Annotated in this window: 17 protein-coding genes; 4 read left to right on the plus strand and 13 right to left on the minus strand. The window is 39.8% G+C overall.

Going from position 1 to position 16,310, the window contains the following annotated elements; all coding sequences use genetic code 11:
* Positions 1 to 168 precede the first annotated feature (168 nt).
* From BTHG_RS27115 to BTHG_RS16645, 4 genes are all read right to left on the minus strand, one after another.
* Positions 169 to 477 (minus strand): hypothetical protein, encoded by a 309-nt coding sequence (locus tag BTHG_RS27115; protein ID WP_010677864.1) that lies wholly within the window; start codon positions 475 to 477, stop codon positions 169 to 171.
* Positions 478 to 542: 65 nt separating this feature from the next.
* Positions 543 to 2,045 (minus strand): nitrate/nitrite transporter, encoded by a 1,503-nt coding sequence (locus BTHG_RS16635; RefSeq protein WP_010677865.1) that lies wholly within the window; start codon positions 2,043 to 2,045, stop codon positions 543 to 545.
* A gap of 108 nt (positions 2,046 to 2,153) precedes the next feature.
* Positions 2,154 to 2,684 carry a YueI family protein gene (locus BTHG_RS25200; protein WP_010677866.1) on the minus strand — a complete coding sequence of 177 codons (531 nt, stop codon included), beginning with the start codon at positions 2,682 to 2,684 and terminating at the stop codon, positions 2,154 to 2,156.
* Positions 2,685 to 2,823: 139 nt separating this feature from the next.
* Positions 2,824 to 4,260 carry a DEAD/DEAH box helicase gene (locus BTHG_RS16645; RefSeq protein ID WP_010677867.1) on the minus strand — a complete coding sequence of 479 codons (1,437 nt, stop codon included), beginning with the start codon at positions 4,258 to 4,260 and terminating at the stop codon, positions 2,824 to 2,826.
* A 161-nt stretch (positions 4,261 to 4,421) separates the two neighbouring features.
* On the opposite strand from BTHG_RS16645, the gene BTHG_RS16650 reads away from it, so the two are divergent.
* Positions 4,422 to 5,615, plus strand: coding sequence for an MFS transporter (locus BTHG_RS16650; RefSeq protein ID WP_010677868.1), 1,194 nt, complete (start codon positions 4,422 to 4,424; stop codon positions 5,613 to 5,615).
* 63 nt (positions 5,616 to 5,678) lie between these two features.
* Here BTHG_RS16650 and BTHG_RS16655 read toward each other — a convergent pair whose 3' ends face one another.
* Entirely contained in the window at positions 5,679 to 6,410 is a 732-nt protein-coding gene (locus BTHG_RS16655) for a Crp/Fnr family transcriptional regulator (RefSeq protein WP_010677869.1), read from the minus strand.
* A 553-nt stretch (positions 6,411 to 6,963) separates the two neighbouring features.
* On the opposite strand from BTHG_RS16655, the gene BTHG_RS25205 reads away from it, so the two are divergent.
* Positions 6,964 to 7,395 carry a GAF domain-containing protein gene (locus BTHG_RS25205; protein ID WP_010677871.1) on the plus strand — a complete coding sequence of 144 codons (432 nt, stop codon included), beginning with the start codon at positions 6,964 to 6,966 and terminating at the stop codon, positions 7,393 to 7,395.
* Between the two features lie 30 nt (positions 7,396 to 7,425).
* On the opposite strand, the gene BTHG_RS16670 is transcribed toward BTHG_RS25205, so the two are convergent.
* The 8 genes from BTHG_RS16670 to BTHG_RS16705 form a co-directional block, all read right to left on the minus strand.
* A complete protein-coding gene (locus BTHG_RS16670; RefSeq protein WP_010677872.1) occupies positions 7,426 to 8,931 on the minus strand; it encodes a nitrate/nitrite transporter in 1,506 nt (501 codons plus the stop codon).
* Positions 8,924 to 9,196 (minus strand): hypothetical protein, encoded by a 273-nt coding sequence (locus BTHG_RS16675; RefSeq protein WP_232284482.1) that lies wholly within the window; start codon positions 9,194 to 9,196, stop codon positions 8,924 to 8,926. The genes BTHG_RS16670 and BTHG_RS16675 overlap by 8 nt, the downstream gene beginning before the upstream one ends.
* Position 9,197: 1 nt before the next feature.
* Positions 9,198 to 9,509, minus strand: a complete 312-nt coding sequence (locus BTHG_RS16680; RefSeq protein ID WP_010677874.1) for a hypothetical protein — start codon at positions 9,507 to 9,509, stop codon at positions 9,198 to 9,200.
* A gap of 5 nt (positions 9,510 to 9,514) precedes the next feature.
* Positions 9,515 to 9,700 (minus strand): hypothetical protein, encoded by a 186-nt coding sequence (locus BTHG_RS16685; protein WP_010677875.1) that lies wholly within the window; start codon positions 9,698 to 9,700, stop codon positions 9,515 to 9,517.
* On the minus strand, positions 9,690 to 10,217 hold the full coding sequence (locus tag BTHG_RS16690; protein ID WP_010677876.1) for a QcrA and Rieske domain-containing protein: 528 nt from the start codon (positions 10,215 to 10,217) through the stop codon (positions 9,690 to 9,692). The genes BTHG_RS16685 and BTHG_RS16690 overlap by 11 nt, the downstream gene beginning before the upstream one ends.
* 170 nt (positions 10,218 to 10,387) lie before the next feature.
* The gene (locus BTHG_RS16695) at positions 10,388 to 10,945 is read right to left on the minus strand and encodes a 4Fe-4S dicluster domain-containing protein (RefSeq protein WP_010677877.1); all 558 of its coding nucleotides are present in this window, start codon (positions 10,943 to 10,945) and stop codon (positions 10,388 to 10,390) included.
* Positions 10,946 to 13,114 carry a molybdopterin oxidoreductase family protein gene (locus tag BTHG_RS16700; RefSeq protein ID WP_010677878.1) on the minus strand — a complete coding sequence of 723 codons (2,169 nt, stop codon included), beginning with the start codon at positions 13,112 to 13,114 and terminating at the stop codon, positions 10,946 to 10,948. It lies immediately after the preceding gene.
* Complete coding sequence (locus BTHG_RS16705) at positions 13,101 to 14,186, minus strand: membrane protein (protein WP_010677879.1); 1,086 nt, start codon at positions 14,184 to 14,186, stop codon at positions 13,101 to 13,103. Before BTHG_RS16705 ends, BTHG_RS16700 begins: the two co-directional genes overlap by 14 nt.
* A gap of 206 nt (positions 14,187 to 14,392) precedes the next feature.
* Here BTHG_RS16705 and BTHG_RS16710 point away from each other — a divergent pair, with 206 nt between their 5' ends.
* Both BTHG_RS16710 and BTHG_RS16715 read left to right on the plus strand, forming a co-directional pair.
* Positions 14,393 to 15,046 (plus strand): response regulator, encoded by a 654-nt coding sequence (locus tag BTHG_RS16710; RefSeq protein ID WP_010677880.1) that lies wholly within the window; start codon positions 14,393 to 14,395, stop codon positions 15,044 to 15,046.
* The gene (locus BTHG_RS16715; protein ID WP_010677881.1) at positions 15,039 to 16,145 is read left to right on the plus strand and encodes a PAS domain-containing sensor histidine kinase; all 1,107 of its coding nucleotides are present in this window, start codon (positions 15,039 to 15,041) and stop codon (positions 16,143 to 16,145) included. The genes BTHG_RS16710 and BTHG_RS16715 overlap by 8 nt, the downstream gene beginning before the upstream one ends.
* The last annotated feature ends 165 nt before the right edge of the window (positions 16,146 to 16,310 follow it).

Raw genomic sequence — 16,310 nt, forward strand, 5'->3', positions numbered from 1 at the left:
CGTCGAAATCCCAATTTTTTGCGTCTGCTCCCACGGATTTGCGTCATTATCCCAATTTTTGCGTCTGCCGCTCACGGATTTGCGTCGAAATCCCAATTTTTGCGTCTGCGTCCACGGATTTGCGTCGAAATCCTTATTTTTTGCGTCTGCTCCCACGGATTTGCGTCATTATCCCAATTTTTGCGTCTGCTCCCACGGATTTGCGTCATTATCCCAATTTTTGCGTCTGCTCCCATGGATTTGCGTCACTTTCTCAATTTTTGCGTCTGCTGCCCACGGATTTGCGTCATTATCCCAATTTTTGCGTCTGCCGCTCACGGATTTGCGTCGAAATCCCAATTTTTGCGTCTGCGCCCATGGATTTGCGTCACCATCTCGATTTCTGCGTCTGCTCCCACGGATTTGCGTCATTATCCCAATTTTTGCGTCTTCCCCCCCACAGATTTGCAATTTTTTTCCTAAGCCATCTCTTTGCATCAGATATGCATCTTATGAAAGCTGCATCAAAAAGGGCTAAGGTTTTCACCCTAGCCCATTTCAAATTATGTGTCCTGTTTTTCCGTGAGGTCATTGAATAGACCTACATAGTATTTGACTTCACCAACTTCGTTTTTCACTTCACTTATGGTAAGCCATTCTCGATAAAGTTCTTTGTTTTTTCGCCTATTCCAAATTTCGCCTTGCCAATACCCCTTACTGCGTATTGAATCCCACATCTGATCATAAAATGCTGAATCATGCTTTCCGGAGCGCAGAATACTTGGTGTTTTTCCGATTGCTTCATCTGGCTCAAATCCTGTGACCGTTGTAAAGGCATGGTTTACCTTTTGGATGACTCCCTTTGGATTTGTAACCATCATGCCTTGGGCAACATTCTCAATAAGTTTTGCTTCCAGTTGAATTTTTTCAGTGTAGAACATCCAAACGACAAATACGGAACTTAATAGTGCAAACATGGCAAGTGACATAAATCCAATCGCATAATGTCCTGTCATACCAAACACGATGGATAGAACAATTGGAGGGAAGAATCCACCTAAACCGCCCATTGCTGAAACGATTCCATTGACAATCCCGGCTTGCTTTGAAAAATAGTACGGAACAAGCTTAAATATCGTTCCATTTCCAATCCCTGCGCACAAAGAAACTAGCAAGCAGCCAATCGTATACAACACAATATCAGGTGTAAAAGCCAGGAGCACTCCTGCAAAGGTAATGACATTAAATACAATAAACAAAATCAAATATGGGTTGAATTTATCACCAAGCCAGCCCCCGATAGGTCTCATCAAAGTGGCCAGTGTAATAAATCCAGCCGTTCGGAGTCCTGCATCAACCGTCGTTAATCCAAAATATGTAACTAAAAAGTTCGGCAAATACACAGTGAACGCAACAAACGATCCAAATGTCACAAAATAAAATAAGCTGATAAACCAAAGCTTTTCATTTTTATAAACACTTTTAATTTGTTCACTTAACGGTTTATTTACTTTAGGTTCGTCACGGTCACCTAGCAAAAAGTTTAAAAGTGCAAATAGAATGACAGGAATTAAAAATAAGCGAACAGTGCTTTGCCACCCAATATTGACCGCAAGAGCTGGTGCTGCAAAAGATGTGATGGCGGTGCCAATATTCCCAGCTCCATAAATTCCGTTAACAAACCCGTGACGTTCTTTAGGGTAGTACTTCGGAAGCGAGGTAACCCCAATTGAAAATAGCGCACCACCAATTCCAAGGACAAGTCCACCTAGTATTAAATCAAACATTGAATCCGCGATACTTATATAAAAGATTGGAAGGACCAGAATGACAAATCCGATAAAAAACAACCATCTTGCCCCATACCGATTTGTCCAAAATCCTAATAGTATTCGTAATAAGGAACCTAAAATGACTGGAACAGCAGTAACCATCGCAGTTTGGTTAGCCGTTAATGGAATATCCTGTTTAATGCTAGACATCAGGGATGAAAGAATCACCCATACCATAAAACCAACAACTAAGCTTGCAGTTTGAAGTGGTAGCTGCAATTTTTGCGTCTTCATTCTTCGTACTCCTCCTCCAAACATCCTTTATGTATTTTTCCTAGTTTACGGAACTTCGGGGAAAATCAAACATACTTTTTAAAAACGGATGTGGGACAAAGGGACAGGTTAAGTGTCCCAGAAAAATAATGGTGGGTCACGGGACCTGTCCCCATCACCCACTGCGCTCTTCATAAAAAGGGACTCTTCCCTATTTTTTAAATGTTTTTTTAAAAAGAGAGAAGAGTCCTTTTTTTCGGTTTTTTTCGGTTTCGGTAATACGGGTTTTATTTTTTCATTTATATAAATGTCTTCTTTGTCTATCGCATGATCGTATGCAAGTACAAGCCCTAGTTCTGAGTTGTAGTCTTTATTAGTGACAATTGTGTATTCAATGTTATTTGAACCCGCTAACTTCACGTATTTGGACAGATAACGATAATCGACATGGCCATTCAAGTACATATGTACTTTGTTGTTCTTTTTACAAGCAGCTTGGATTTCCTGGTATACCTTATTCTCTCTAACTTGCGACTGAGTGAGCGCAAATTCAACACGTTCTCTAATGGTACCCAGAAACTTTTTACGTTCTTCGGGTTTTATTTCCTTTGCTCCATGTATTCCCTGCTGAAGATAATCATCGACATTCGGATTTGGCATTCTATCCTCCCCTTTTCGTACGCAATAGTTCTCATTATAACAATATCTTGCTTCTTTTATGAGTATTCTGGTCTGCACGTCTATGTTCCTTGAGATTAACCAGCAAAAATGGAGCATTCCCCAAGCACTCCATTTCGAGCTATCTTGCTATATGTACCTTTAGCTGTTTTCCTTTTATCGTTGTTTGTTTCATTGCGTTTAAAACACGCTGTCCTTTCCCGTTTAGGATATCCACATAGGTCGCATTCTCCTGCATGGTGATGATTCCGATATCCTCTGCCGTTACCCCCGGTATTTTAGCAATAGTCCCGACAAAATCAACCACTCGAAGCTTCTTTTTCTTTCCACCATTAAAATAAAGCTTTATTATATCCTTGTTGACTTGCTCTGCTTTATCCGATTTTGGGATAGGTTTTGTGTTCATTTTTTCCTCAAAGGCTGTTTTTGCTCTTGCAACCTGATCACTATTTGGACGTTCGATTCTCTTGATTTCTTCCCCAATGTAGTCTTCAATTTCTTTTACCTGTTCTTCTTCTGTTGATGTTACAAAAGTAATTGCTTTTCCTGTTTTACCTGCGCGACCTGTTCTACCGATTCGGTGAACATACCGCTCTTTATCTTGAGGTACATCGAAACTAATGACTAGCGAAATATTTTCAACATCGATTCCTCGTGCTGCAATATCTGTAGCTACGAGGTAACGGAATTTTCCCTTTTTAAACTCATCCATAACCGTAAATCTCTCTTCTTGAATCATGCTGCCGTGGATTTTACCGCATGAGTAATTGGCTTTTGTGAGTTTCCTATATAGATTATCCACACCCTGCTGGGTCCTGCAAAAAAGAATACAGCTATCTGGATTCTCTACCGTGGTAATATCCTTTAAAACTGTAAATTTATCTTCTTCCTCAACCTTCATCAGAAAATGATCCACTTTTCCTTTTGTCGTGTTTGGAGTTTTAACCTCAATTAATGTGGGTGATTTCATATATTTTGCTGAAAGAGCTTCCACATCCGTAGGGAATGTTGCAGAAAAAAGCATCGTTACCCGTTCAGTAGGAAGGGCTTCGATAATCGATTCAACCTGTTCAATGAAACCCATATTTAGCATCTCATCTGCTTCATCAATGATAAGAAATTTTAGATTGTCAACAAAAAGCGTCCCCTTTGTGATATGGTCCATTACCCTCCCAGGTGTCCCCACTACAACGTGCGTCTTTTGCTTTAGCTCTAGCTTCTGTCGTTCATAAGATTGCTTTCCAAATATGGCAGTTGCTTTTATCCGCTTAAATCGACCAATGTTGATGACATCCTCTTTGACCTGTGCAGCAAGTTCTCTTGTAGGCGTTAAAATCAAAGCCTGTGGCTTATTTTCTTCCCATTCAATTAATTCGCAAATCGGGATGGCGAATGCCGCAGTTTTTCCACTTCCCGTTTGAGACTTTCCGACAATATCCTTCTTTTGCAACGCAATCGGGATTACCTTTGCTTGGATTTCGGTTGGAATTTTATAGTGTAAAGCTGATATTGCTTTACTGATTTCTTCACTTAAATGATATGTTTCAAAACCATTCATACGAACCTACCTCATTTTTCTTCTTATTATAACCAGACAATCCTCTAATTTTGTCGATTTATGGGTGAATTTTCTCTTTGACATCTTCCTAAAGTTATAATAACTTAGTATAGTTATTGATTAATAGGATTAAACTTTTAATCCCGGAAAAGAGGTGCACGATGACTGCAGACCAACGTAAAAAAATGATTATTTTAATGATTAATATGTTTATTGCAATCGGAAGCTTTGGTATTATTATTCCCATTTTACCCGCTTATCTTGAATCCATAAATGAGGGTGGAAAAGCAGCTGGATTAATGATTGCAATTTTTGCTGGAGCTCAATTTGTTTTCTCGCCTATCGCAGGGAAATGGACGGACCAATATGGTCGTAGAAAAATGATTATCTACGGGCTAGCAGGATTAACACTTTCTATGTTTATTTTCTACTTTGTGGATTCGATTTGGTTGCTATATGCATCTCGCGTAGTCGGTGGCATTGGTGCGGCACTTCTTATCCCCGCTATATTTGCCTATGTTGCAGATATAACAACCATGGAACAACGTGCAAAAGGTAACAGTTATATATCAGCAGCGATGTCTCTTGGTATTGTCGTGGGACCTGGTATTGGTGGATTTTTAGCTGACTATGGGATAAAATTTCCCTTTTTAATATCAGCAATCGTTTCCCTTGTGTCGGTTATTTTCTCAATTGTCGTTCTTAAGGAAAGCCAACAAAAAGAAGAAGGGTTCATGCATATTGATAATGAAACAATGGCCAAAAAGCTTGTACGCTCTGTAAGAATGCCGTTTTTCATTCCATTGGTCATTACACTCGTAATGAGCTTTGGTTTAATGGCATTTGAATCCGTAATCGGTCTATTTGTTGATAACCAATTCAATGCAACCCCACAGGAAATTGCGTTAATGATCACCTCAACTGGACTTGTTAGTGTAATTGTTCAACTATTTGTTGTGGATCGTATGGTAACACGCTATGGAGAAGGTAAAATCTTAAACATTTTTATCTCTGTAGTTGCATTAGGCTTCCTGCTTTCATTACTTGCGAATAGTTTTGGAATGTTTTTTGGAATTACGCTCCTCATCTTCTTAGCAACTTCAATCCTTCGTCCTGTGCTGAATACATTAATTTCTAAACTTGCAGGGAATGAACAAGGATTTGCAATGGGGATGAATAATGCATACATGAGCATTGGAAATATATTAGGCCCAACACTTGGTGGATTATTATATGATGTTCATATCATTTATCCATTTATTCTCGGGCTAATCCTACTGATTGTCACATTATTCATTACAATGATGTGGCAAAAAAACAAAAAAAGCAAAACTCCAGTAAAAGCTATGATTTAATATAAGAAAGCAAAAGCGCATGGTTACAGTGTTTGATTACTGAAACCATGCGCTTTCTCATGATTAATGTACTCCACCCGAATAATCACAAATCTCATATAATCGTTCGATTCGGTAGATGACAATTTTATGGTCGTACATTTCAACAATTCCCTCTCTCTTCCATCCGTTTAAAAGGCGGTTCACACTTTCACGAGTGGTGCCGATGAAATCCCCTAAATCTTTGTTTGTTAATTCAATTGCTAGTAAAATTCCATCCTTGCACTTAACTCCATGTGTTGTTGTAAGTTTGATTAATGTCGATGCAAGTGCCCCTTGTTTGTCAAAGAATAGGAAATCGTATAATTTATTTTGCATGATACGTTGTGTCCAGCCAATCCAGCTCATGAATTCTACCGCAAAATTACCGAATTGGTATAATAACTTTTTCAAATCATTGATATGAATGATTCCGATTTGGGCATCCTCTTCAACATCCGCTCGGTAATTGTAGTATAGTTCTTCAGTGAAGCCACCAAACTCTCCAATTAGACTTCCTTTTTCCTTAATCGATAATAAGAAATCCTTTCCTCGTTCTGAGGAAGCACGAAGTTTCACTCTTCCAGAGAACATATAGTACATTTCTTTCACTTCCTCACCATCCCAAAAAAGGTGAGTTCCCGCTGCTACTTTTCGAACACGCATGATGCTCTGTAATTTATTTAGATTTTCTTCTGATAGAAATTGATCGATGCTTTCGTTAATTGACTCAATATGAGGAATCTCAGTATTTAGTTCCTGTATAATCATTGCCATTTTTGAATCCCCCCGTCACTGACTTTATACTATTATCATACGGCGAATAGTAAAAACTAGGTATCGGGGGAATTCCTGAACTTTTGCTTCCAAATCCCCTATTTTTCTTATGGAATTTACCCCTAAAAAAGCACGCCTCATCGGAATTCCCCCTATAACAGGTTTAAATATCATCTTTTTCAACCATTCAATCAAATACGCCTTGGCGTATTTGCGCCCGATTTTTAGGCCAAAAAGAAAGTGGATCATAAAAACGTTGCCACAGGAAGTGGGCGTATTTAGTCTTTGATCTTACTGCTCGAAAAGATATCTTTAAAAAATCGTGGCATCCGCCGGAGGCTTTAACTTTATTTAGCTAAGCTCAACATGCTGATTTGTTTACAGTTATTACATTTACCTCATATTTAAAAAGTTTTGGGAATTCTGCTGAATAAAGTTAAGGGAATTCCCTGACATACAATCTTGTTAAAAAGCTTTACAATAGATGAGAAGCATGAAAATTACACACCTTTATATAAAAGAAATCACGATTAATGGTTGAGGAGAGATACTCGTGGAAGCGATACAAGTGGAAATTGAACAAAAACTTCATGATTTGTGTACAAACACCTCAAGTGATTTCTCTGCATTTGCAAATGTCGATCAAGGAAGTCAAACAATCCGTTGGGAATATGCACACGGGTTTACTAATAACCGTTACAAGAACATGGTGATTCGACCTGGTAAAGGATTATCGGGCTCTGTTGTGCGTTTTGGTACAACGATGGTGCTAGACATTGATACCCCAAACCGACAACGTACACGACTTCAATACCCAATCATGCTTGCTGAAAACTTGGTTTCAGCGGTTGCGGTCCCTGTTCAAATGAATGGGAAAGTGGGTGGAGTGCTCCTGATTGGCTCGCGAACTGAAGTAAAATACACAACTGAACAAGTGGAGCTCTTAAAGAAGACAGCATCCGAGATTACTGAAATAAAAAAATGAATCCTGTGAATAGGATTCATTTTTTCGTTTTTAACCTTCTTTAACTTGTTTTCCGGTCATGTCACTCAGCATACCGGCATATTGGACGATATCCCCAGAGTCATTTTTTATTGCACTGATCGTTAGCCATTGCAAATAAGTTGACCCGTCCTTACGTTTGTTCCAAATTTGTCCTTGCCAGAAGCCTTCTGTTTCGATTTTTTTCCAGAGTTCGTCATAAAACTCCTTAGGTTGTTTACCAGATTTAAGGACGTTTGGTGTTTTTCCTATAATCTCTTCCTCCGTAAACCCCGTAACAGTTGTAAAAGCTGGATTCACGGATATAATTTTCCCATGCGAATCCGTAACCATAATTCCTTCAGCCGTATGGTCAATGACTTGTTTTGCTAGCTCCATTCTTCCATTATAATACATCCAAACTACAAGAATTAAGCTCGCTAACGCCACCTCTGATAAAGCCATAAATCCTATCGCGTAATGTCCATTGACATGGTAGAGGATACCCAAGAGGATGGGTGGGAAGAATCCACCTAAACCACCAATTGCAGACACAATACCGTTCACAATTCCCGCTTGCTTTTGGAAATACATCGGCACTAATTTAAAAATAACCCCATTTCCGATTCCTGCACAGAATGCAATGGTTAAGCATCCGACTGTGTACCATCCAATGGATGGAGCAAACGACAGAATCATAGCTGAGAATGTATAGCACCCGAACACAAACATTAGCAGTTTTAATGAATGAAAACGGTCCGCTAGCCAACCACCTATTGGTCGCATTACAGTCGCCAGAACGATAAATCCTGCCGTTCTTAGACCAGCGTCTATCTTATCTAGACCGTAATTTTCAACTAAAAAGTTTGGTAAATAGACTGTAAATGCCACAAAAGATCCAAACGTAAGAAAATAGAATAAACTTAAAAGCCATAGTTTTTCATTTTTATAGACACCCTTAATTTGTTCCATTAACGGAGTTTGAACTTTTACTTCTTTTTTATCTCCTAATAAGAAGTTTGCTACTATAAAAAACGCTAAAACAATTAAATATAGTTGAACCGTTAAAGACCAACCAATTTTTGTTGCAATCACAGGCGCTGCAAAAGTCGAAATCGCAGTCCCTAAGTTCCCAGCACCATAGATTCCATTAACAAATCCGTGTTTTTCTTTTGGATAGTACTTCGGCAATGACGTAACCCCGACGGAGAATACGGCTCCACCAATCCCTAGAAAAAGTCCGCCAATCAGTAAATCATTCACAGAATCCGCTATACTAATATAGTAAACAGGAAATAGCAATAGAATGAAACTCAGTAAAAAGATTATTCGAGCTCCGAATTGATTCGCATAATACCCAAGAGGGATTCGCAAAATCGATCCTAAGATAACAGGAATGGCAGTTACCAATGCCAATTGGTTCGCCGGAATTGCAATATCTTCTTTCATAAATGGTAAAAGAGATGAAATAAGTACCCAAATCATAAAACCAGCGACAAGGTTTAACGTTTGTAGAGGAAGCTGGATTATTTTAACCACTAAGACCACTCCCTTTTTTCACAACATAAGTTAGTCCCGCTTGCTTGTCATAAGCTGACCAAATATCATCACTAATGGCTACCTCTGCACTTAAGGGAACAGCAAAAAACTGATGACGATTAAAATAAATGCGGAGGTGGGTCCTATCTGGACAAAGCTCCGTCTTGACGATTTCTTTTTTCACAAAAGGGGCTCTATCTTCCCCCTCTTCATCCAAAATGGACACTTCCACATTTCCCAAAATAAAAGATTCCAAGCTTTTCATTTCAGTTAACTCCACAGCTGCTGCACCCTTTCTTTGCAGGATAGATATACATTTTATAACCTTGAAGATAGGACCAAAAAGCTTTATCGGCATTTGTCTCGATATATTCAATCGTTTCATCCTCAGATTGCCATTTGCTCATTCCTTTCACCTCAGCAATGACAATTTCAATGCCATCTTCCGTCTTTTCTTCCAAATACCAATTCAACCGAACACCCTTAAATAACGTTGTTAACAGTTCATTTATTTCTTCTTTAAAATTTCCGGTTGCCTTTCTTATAAAACAAAAATCAAGATAGGTTTCGCTGTTCATGTGCATCACGCCTTTTTCAACTTTTTATAGAAAATCCATGCGACCGGAAATAACACGATGTTTAAGCCGCAAAAGATAAGCGTATTTACATAGTTTTCATAAAAATACTGGTGAACCATTTTTTGTGTAAAAATGATATTCAATAATAGAATCACGGAAAGGATGAGTACACCTCGGTAACTACGCTTCATAACGCTTCACCCTCACCGCATAAACTGCACCATTTTCGACCTTCACCTGGATTTCAGGCAACGGACGTCGAGGAGGACCAGCTGTTGGTGCTCCAGTCTGTACATCAAACTTTCCATGGTGGCAGGGGCAAATCATTTCCCCCTCATCCTTCACCCAAAATACTGGGCAGCGAAGGTGAGTACAGGCATTTTGATAGGCTACATACTTCTTGTCAGACAGCCTAATTAAAATGGCATCGTCATGTTCTCCAGGGAAGGTAAAATTAACAGAATCCCCAACAGCTATCTTACTGACGTCGGTGATTTTTTTATGAGAATATTCTTTATCCCCAAGCCCCAATAATTCTTTTGCAGCTACAGCCCCCCATGGCAGAGATGAAATGGCAAACACTCCTGCTGCTCCAACCAATGTTTTCATGAAGCCTCGGCGGTCAAGGCTTCGTTCATTATTGCGGTTAATATTATGCATGTAATTATCCTCATTAAAAGGGATTTTATTATTCTTATCAGACGGCATTCCCATCACTCCTTAGGGGAAGTTCAAAAAGTCCTGTGAATATGACGCATCGATTTTCTGCGTTGGCTTGCTTCTCCGGTCCTCACGTATTAACTACATACGCTCCGGTCCTCAAAACTGCACTGCCTGGAAAATCTCGGTCCTCTTCATCCTCCTTTTTGAACAGATATTTAAAATAACTTCTGAATACCCTGTAAAATACCAGGCAAACTAATTTTCACATTTGTTTCGCCTTCAAGCGGCATACTTGTTACCCATTTTCCGTTATCAAGATTATGACTTTGTTTTTTAGCCTCAATTTCCTCATCTGTTAGCCACTGGATTGTGTTAGAAGGACAAACACTTGCGCACATTGGTGGGATACCATCCTTTGAGCGATCGATACAAAGGTCACATTTGTACATTAAGTTTTGTTCCTCATCAAATTTTGGAATACCGTATGGACAAGCAATGGTACAGTTTTGACAACCAATGCATTTTTCCACAAGTGCCGATAACACGGCACCTGACTCATGAATTTGAATCGCCTGTGCTGGGCAACTTCTTGCACATGCTGGGTTTACGCAATGCAGGCACATAAGTGGCATGGTCTGCCTGTTCACAAGCGGATTGACATCATACACATAGTTTCGGTTACGTTGTTCATGACCGCCACATTGTGTACATGCCGCAAGACAAGAGCGACACCCGATACAGTTTTCCAATTCTAAATAAAGCCTTTTTTGCATTTACTGCACCTTCTTTACAACTAGTTTTTCAATCTGGGCAGCACATGCCTTAAACTCTGGCATTCTTGAAATTGGGTCAAGCGCTGCAATTGTCAGTAGATTAATAGACTCTTCATGACCGAAATGATAGGGAACAAACACGGTATCTTTTCGGATTGCTTCCGTGATTTTCACTTTATAAATACTTTCGCCCCTTCTTGTAAAAAGAAGAACACGTTCTTCATGCTCAATTTCGTATTTTGCTGCTGTTTCAGGATGGACCTCAACATATGGTTCTGGACACATGTCTTTTAAAAATGGAATACGTCTTGTTTGGTTTCCTGATAGGTAATGGTACACGACACGTCCTGTTGTTAGGCGAAGCGGATAGGTTTCATCTGGTTCTTCAGCAGGTGGACGGTAAGGCAATGCACAAATCTTTGCCTTTCCGTCTGGATGATAGAACTTTTTATCAAGGAACATATGTGGTGTTCCTTTGTCTTCTTCATCACGGCAAGGCCAGAATACCCCATCTTGCTTATCGATTTTGTCCCATGTTGCCCCGTAGTAGTCAGCATATCCACCCTTACTCGCAAGGCGGAATTCATCAGCAACATCTCTTGCTGTTTGTAAATGTGAAAAATATTTTCCTCTTCCTAGACGTTCTGCTAGCTCGACTTGCATTTGCCAGTCTGGCTTTGATTCTCCAATTGGCTCTTGGGCTTTATTGATTTTAATGATACGACCCTCAATATTTGTAACGGTTCCCTCATCTTCTGACCATGTTACTGACGGGAGAACAACATCCGCAAATTCTGCAGATTCGGATAAATAAAAGTCAGCACAAACCATGAAATCTAATGATTTAAGAGCTTTCCTCACAAAGTTTAAGTTTGGTGCAGATACAGCTGGATTTGAGCAAAGAAGATATAACCCACGAATCGTTTTTTGCTCCATTAGCTCAAACATTTCATATGCTGAAACACCTGGTTTCGGCATTTCTTCTGGTGTAATGCCCCATACCTGACAGACTTCTTTCACGTGTTCCGGATTTGTCAATTTGCGATAGCCTGGTAATAGATCCGATTTTTGTCCATGTTCACGACCACCTTGGCCATTTCCTTGACCTGTGAATGTCGCAACACCAGATTTTGGTCGACCAATTTTTCCTGTTACAAGCGCCATATTTGTATATCCGGATACATTATCAACACCCTTATGCTGTTGCTCAATACCGCGTGCAAACATAACTACCGAGTTTGGTGCCTTTCCGTAAATTTCCGCTGCACGGATGATTTTTTCAGGTGCAACTCCTGTTAACTCGCTTGTGTATTCAGGTGTGAATTCCTTCACAAGTTCCTTCGTCTCATCAAAGCCATTCGTGTGATTGGCGATAAATTCTTCATCTGCATATCCATTTTCAATAAGTAAATGTAATATTCCATTTGCTAAAGCTAAATCTGTTCCTGGTTTTAGATCAAGATGTACATCTGCTCTTCTTGCTAAAGGTGTTTCACGCGGATCAGCAACAATGATATATCCCCCTCGTTCCTGTACGTTCCAAACACGGAACATGGAAGTTGGATGACACTCTGCGGTGTTGCTTCCAGCGATAAATAGACAATCTGTTTCATGAATATCAGTCCATGGTAAAGTAGATCCGCGGTCAACCCCAAAGGAGCGAAGGAATCCACCAGCCGCACTTGACATACAGAAACGTCCATTGTAATCAATATAACGAGTGCCAAGTGCTACACGAGCAAATTTCCCTGTTAAATAGCATTTTTCATTTGTCATTGACACTCCACTGAAGACAGATAATGAATCCTTTCCATATTCCTCTTGTAACTTCTTGAATTTTTTTACGATTAAGTCGTATGCCTCATCCCAGCTTGCTTCACGAAAGCCTTTTGTCGTTCCTTTTAAGGAAGCATCGTCTCGAATAAGCGGCTTTAAGATTCGGTCCTTATGGTTTGTTTGCTGGTATGCCGTAACTCCTTTCGGACACATTTTTCCGACAGTTACTGGCCAGTCATAACGTGGTTCAACACCCACAATTTTATTTGTAACGGTATTGACTCTCAGGTTCATTCCACATTGCATTCCGCAATAACTGCAATGTGTTTTAATTAATTTTTCATTCGGATGAATGACGTTTTTAACTTCTTTAAAGAATTTATCCCTTTGCATTTTGATTTGCCTCCTTGACTTTTACCTCGTGTGTCGGGAAGCCGGAAAATTGTGCAATCCGGTATTTTCTGCGACATGGAAGACACATTTCTGCTAAATGATGACCTTCACTCGTTTTAAAATGAATATCGTTCACATCAAGTACATTGATGACATCTTGTGATTGTTCAACGGAAACAAAGCCGTTTCCACAAACCTTACATTTTTTCGTTTCTTTTTCTGCATAATGCTCGCGATAGTTTCTTGCCAACACACTCATTGGGCGGAATGGAATGTGGGCCAGCTTTCCAAATGGTAAGTAAATCAAAGTTAGAATCACTGACCATTGGTGGATTAGTGACATCACTGGCTGACCCGCTCCGTGCAAGAAAATATTCATAAAGGTTAAAAGTAAACCGGTAATGCTAACAAACAGCAGCATATAAAGTGGCAGCAAGTCATACATAAATTTTTGTTCAGCTCTTGCTTGTAAATTCTTCATACGGCGATACAATGCCATACAAACTCCTGATATCACCATGACAGCCGTTATATTCAATGCATTATAGGAAAGATTTGCGATGATGCCATCTGCTGGAACGGTCATCACTTGCATTCCCAAAGCGATAATATTGTAGTAGCCGTTGTCATCCATCGTGAAGTACATCCAACCGAAAACAAGTGGAAATGTGACAAAACAGGAAAGGATGCAGCCCCAACCGATTAAAATATGCTGGGTCCATCGGTAAATTCCCCTATTCCAGATGAAATTGTATGTTCCTAGATGCTCAACCGATGTTTTTGGTGTAGATTTTCGAAATAAAAGTTTGATGCCTTTTTTAATAATGATCTTCGTTGGTGGTCTTTCCCCCCATGCGATGAACCGATAAAAGAAACCTCCTATAAAAACAACGGTTCCTACCATATAACCGTAAAGATTCAAGTCAACATGTGTAAACATTCTAGTTCCGATAAATGATAAAATAGCCAGCCCTAGCACAGATAAAAACATGGACTTGGCAAATTTTGATGCAAATGCATTATGATAAGCTGGTGTCTGCTTCTTCTGGATTGCTGCAGCTTTTGCCTGCATACGAACTCCTCCTCAATCGATTAACTAATACTTATTGTAGAAGAACTGTGATTTAAAACATATCAGGGAACCCCCCTATCTTTGAAAGAAAAACCCCTTATTTGTAACAATTCCTTGAACGTGATTTTTCAAAAATGAGTGGTGAACATGGTATAATGAAACTATTGTATGAGGAAAATGTTTCGTAAGATATGGGGAGGAATATTGTGGTTAGATTACTGATTGTTGATGACCATGCCGTTGTCCGTTCAGGGCTAATGATGCTATTGAACGGTAAAAATAATATAGAAGTCATTGGGGAAGCATCAGAAGGTGACGAGGCGATTAATAAAGCCAAGGAATTAAACCCTGATGTCGTGCTAATGGATTTAAGCATGCCTCACGGAAAAGATGGATTAACTGCTACAAAGGAACTCCACGAGCTTATGCCAGATGTAGCCATTCTCATTTTAACAATGCATGACGATGAGGAATACTTGTTCAGAGCAATCCAATCTGGGGCTTCAGGTTATATTTTAAAAAATGCTCCACACGAGGATTTGTTGGGAGCAATTGAATCCGTTTCAACAGGGAATGCTTATTTAACACCCTCTGCAACAAAAGTATTAATGAGCGGATATTTAGACCGTGTCAAAAAGGGAGATAATGCGGACACTTTCGCATTGCTTTCCGAACGTGAAAAAGAAGTGCTTGAATGGATTGCAAAAGGCTATTCAAATAAGGAAATCGCTGAACGTTTAGTGATAAGTGTAAAAACCGTTGAATCTCACAAAAGCAATTTGATGGAAAAGCTTGGATTAAAATCTCGACCTGAACTTGTGAAATATGCAATGAAGAAAGGATTACTGCATTTTGAGTAAAATCGATCGACTTAAACACCAATCTGAAATTGGCGGTCCTAGTGTTGTAAAGCTTCTGGCAGAACTAGAGAACCACATCACAGAACCTAGATTCCGCGAGGACGTTGAAAAGTCATTGCGTCATCTGGCTGATTTAACTTTTGCACTCGATGAATCCTCCATTGTTGCAATCACTGATCGTCAAGGAAAAATTCAATATATCAATAATAAGTTCTGTGAAATCTCGAAGTTTTCGAAGGAAGAGTTAATCGGTCAAGACCACCGCATCATTAATTCAGGTTATCATGACAAAGAATTTTGGAAGGAAATGTGGCGTACAATTGGGTCTGGCCAAGTCTGGAAAGGTGAAATTAAAAACAAAGCAAAAGACGGCTCCCACTATTGGGTCGATACGACCATTGTTCCAATTTTATCCGGAAATGGGCGACCGAATCAATATTTAGCCGTTCGTCACGAGGTCACCGCTCTAAAAGAAACACAGGAAGAATTAAAAAATATGATGACTCGTGTCATCAGCATCCAAGAGGAAGAACGGAAACGCTTTTCACGCGAGTTGCATGATGGAATTGGGCAAAGTATGTTTTCACTATTGATTCAACTCGATCAATTGCTCAGCGAAAAACCAGATGAACGCCTAGGGCGCTTGCGCCAGGATGTTTCCTTCATGATGGAAGACATCCGTGGTCTTGCATGGGAACTTCGCCCTTCTGTTTTGGATGATCTTGGTGTTGTGCCTGCTCTTCGGAAGTATGTTGAAAATTACTCACAACATTACGGGATTGATGTTCATTTTGAATGCACGTTAAAAACACGCCTTGATATTCATAAGGAAACGACAATCTATCGTGTTGTCCAAGAATCATTAACAAATATCGCAAAATATGCAAACGTCGCAGATGCGGTTGTGAAGATTCATGAAAGTGAATCTGAGGTTACGGTTGAAGTAATTGATAACGGTCAAGGCTTCACACCTGATGGTAAAGGGAATGGCGTCGGCCTCTTCAGCATGGAAGAACGCGCCCGAGGCATCGGTGGTAGCATTACACTAGAGTCTGCGGTAGGAAAAGGAACTAGAATAGAGCTTGTTGTACCGAAATAAAATTTGAAGGCCTGCCTTTGGCAGGCTCTAGAGTGTAGACAAAGTCAGTGCTGACTTTGTCTACACGAATTTTTAAGGATATCTAAATTTTAACTCATCCCAGACTGTCTTGAAAGCGCTTGTCAGACAAGGCGCGCAGCTGAGCGAAGACGCGAATAGAAGTTG

Origin of the sequence: Bacillus timonensis, assembly GCF_000285535.1 — a bacterium.
Taxonomy (GTDB): Bacteria; Bacillota; Bacilli; order Bacillales; family Bacillaceae_L; genus Ferdinandcohnia; species Ferdinandcohnia timonensis.

Excerpts from the sequence above, each read along its gene's own strand:
- BTHG_RS27115 (WP_010677864.1), bottom strand. The coding sequence starts at position 477 with ATGCAAAGAGATGGCTTAGGAAAAAAATTGCAAATCTGTGGGGGGGAA.
- BTHG_RS16635 (WP_010677865.1), bottom strand. The coding sequence starts at position 2,045 with ATGAAGACGCAAAAATTGCAGCTACCACTTCAAACTGCAAGCTTAGTT.
- BTHG_RS25200 (WP_010677866.1), bottom strand. The coding sequence starts at position 2,684 with ATGCCAAATCCGAATGTCGATGATTATCTTCAGCAGGGAATACATGGA.
- BTHG_RS16645 (WP_010677867.1), bottom strand. The coding sequence starts at position 4,260 with ATGAATGGTTTTGAAACATATCATTTAAGTGAAGAAATCAGTAAAGCA.
- BTHG_RS16650 (WP_010677868.1), top strand. The coding sequence starts at position 4,422 with ATGACTGCAGACCAACGTAAAAAAATGATTATTTTAATGATTAATATG.
- BTHG_RS16655 (WP_010677869.1), bottom strand. The coding sequence starts at position 6,410 with ATGGCAATGATTATACAGGAACTAAATACTGAGATTCCTCATATTGAG.
- BTHG_RS16675 (WP_232284482.1), bottom strand. The coding sequence starts at position 9,196 with ATGAAAAGCTTGGAATCTTTTATTTTGGGAAATGTGGAAGTGTCCATT.
- BTHG_RS16680 (WP_010677874.1), bottom strand. The coding sequence starts at position 9,509 with ATGAACAGCGAAACCTATCTTGATTTTTGTTTTATAAGAAAGGCAACC.
- BTHG_RS16685 (WP_010677875.1), bottom strand. The coding sequence starts at position 9,700 with ATGAAGCGTAGTTACCGAGGTGTACTCATCCTTTCCGTGATTCTATTA.
- BTHG_RS16690 (WP_010677876.1), bottom strand. The coding sequence starts at position 10,217 with ATGCCGTCTGATAAGAATAATAAAATCCCTTTTAATGAGGATAATTAC.
- BTHG_RS16695 (WP_010677877.1), bottom strand. The coding sequence starts at position 10,945 with ATGCAAAAAAGGCTTTATTTAGAATTGGAAAACTGTATCGGGTGTCGC.
- BTHG_RS16700 (WP_010677878.1), bottom strand. The coding sequence starts at position 13,114 with ATGCAAAGGGATAAATTCTTTAAAGAAGTTAAAAACGTCATTCATCCG.
- BTHG_RS16705 (WP_010677879.1), bottom strand. The coding sequence starts at position 14,186 with ATGCAGGCAAAAGCTGCAGCAATCCAGAAGAAGCAGACACCAGCTTAT.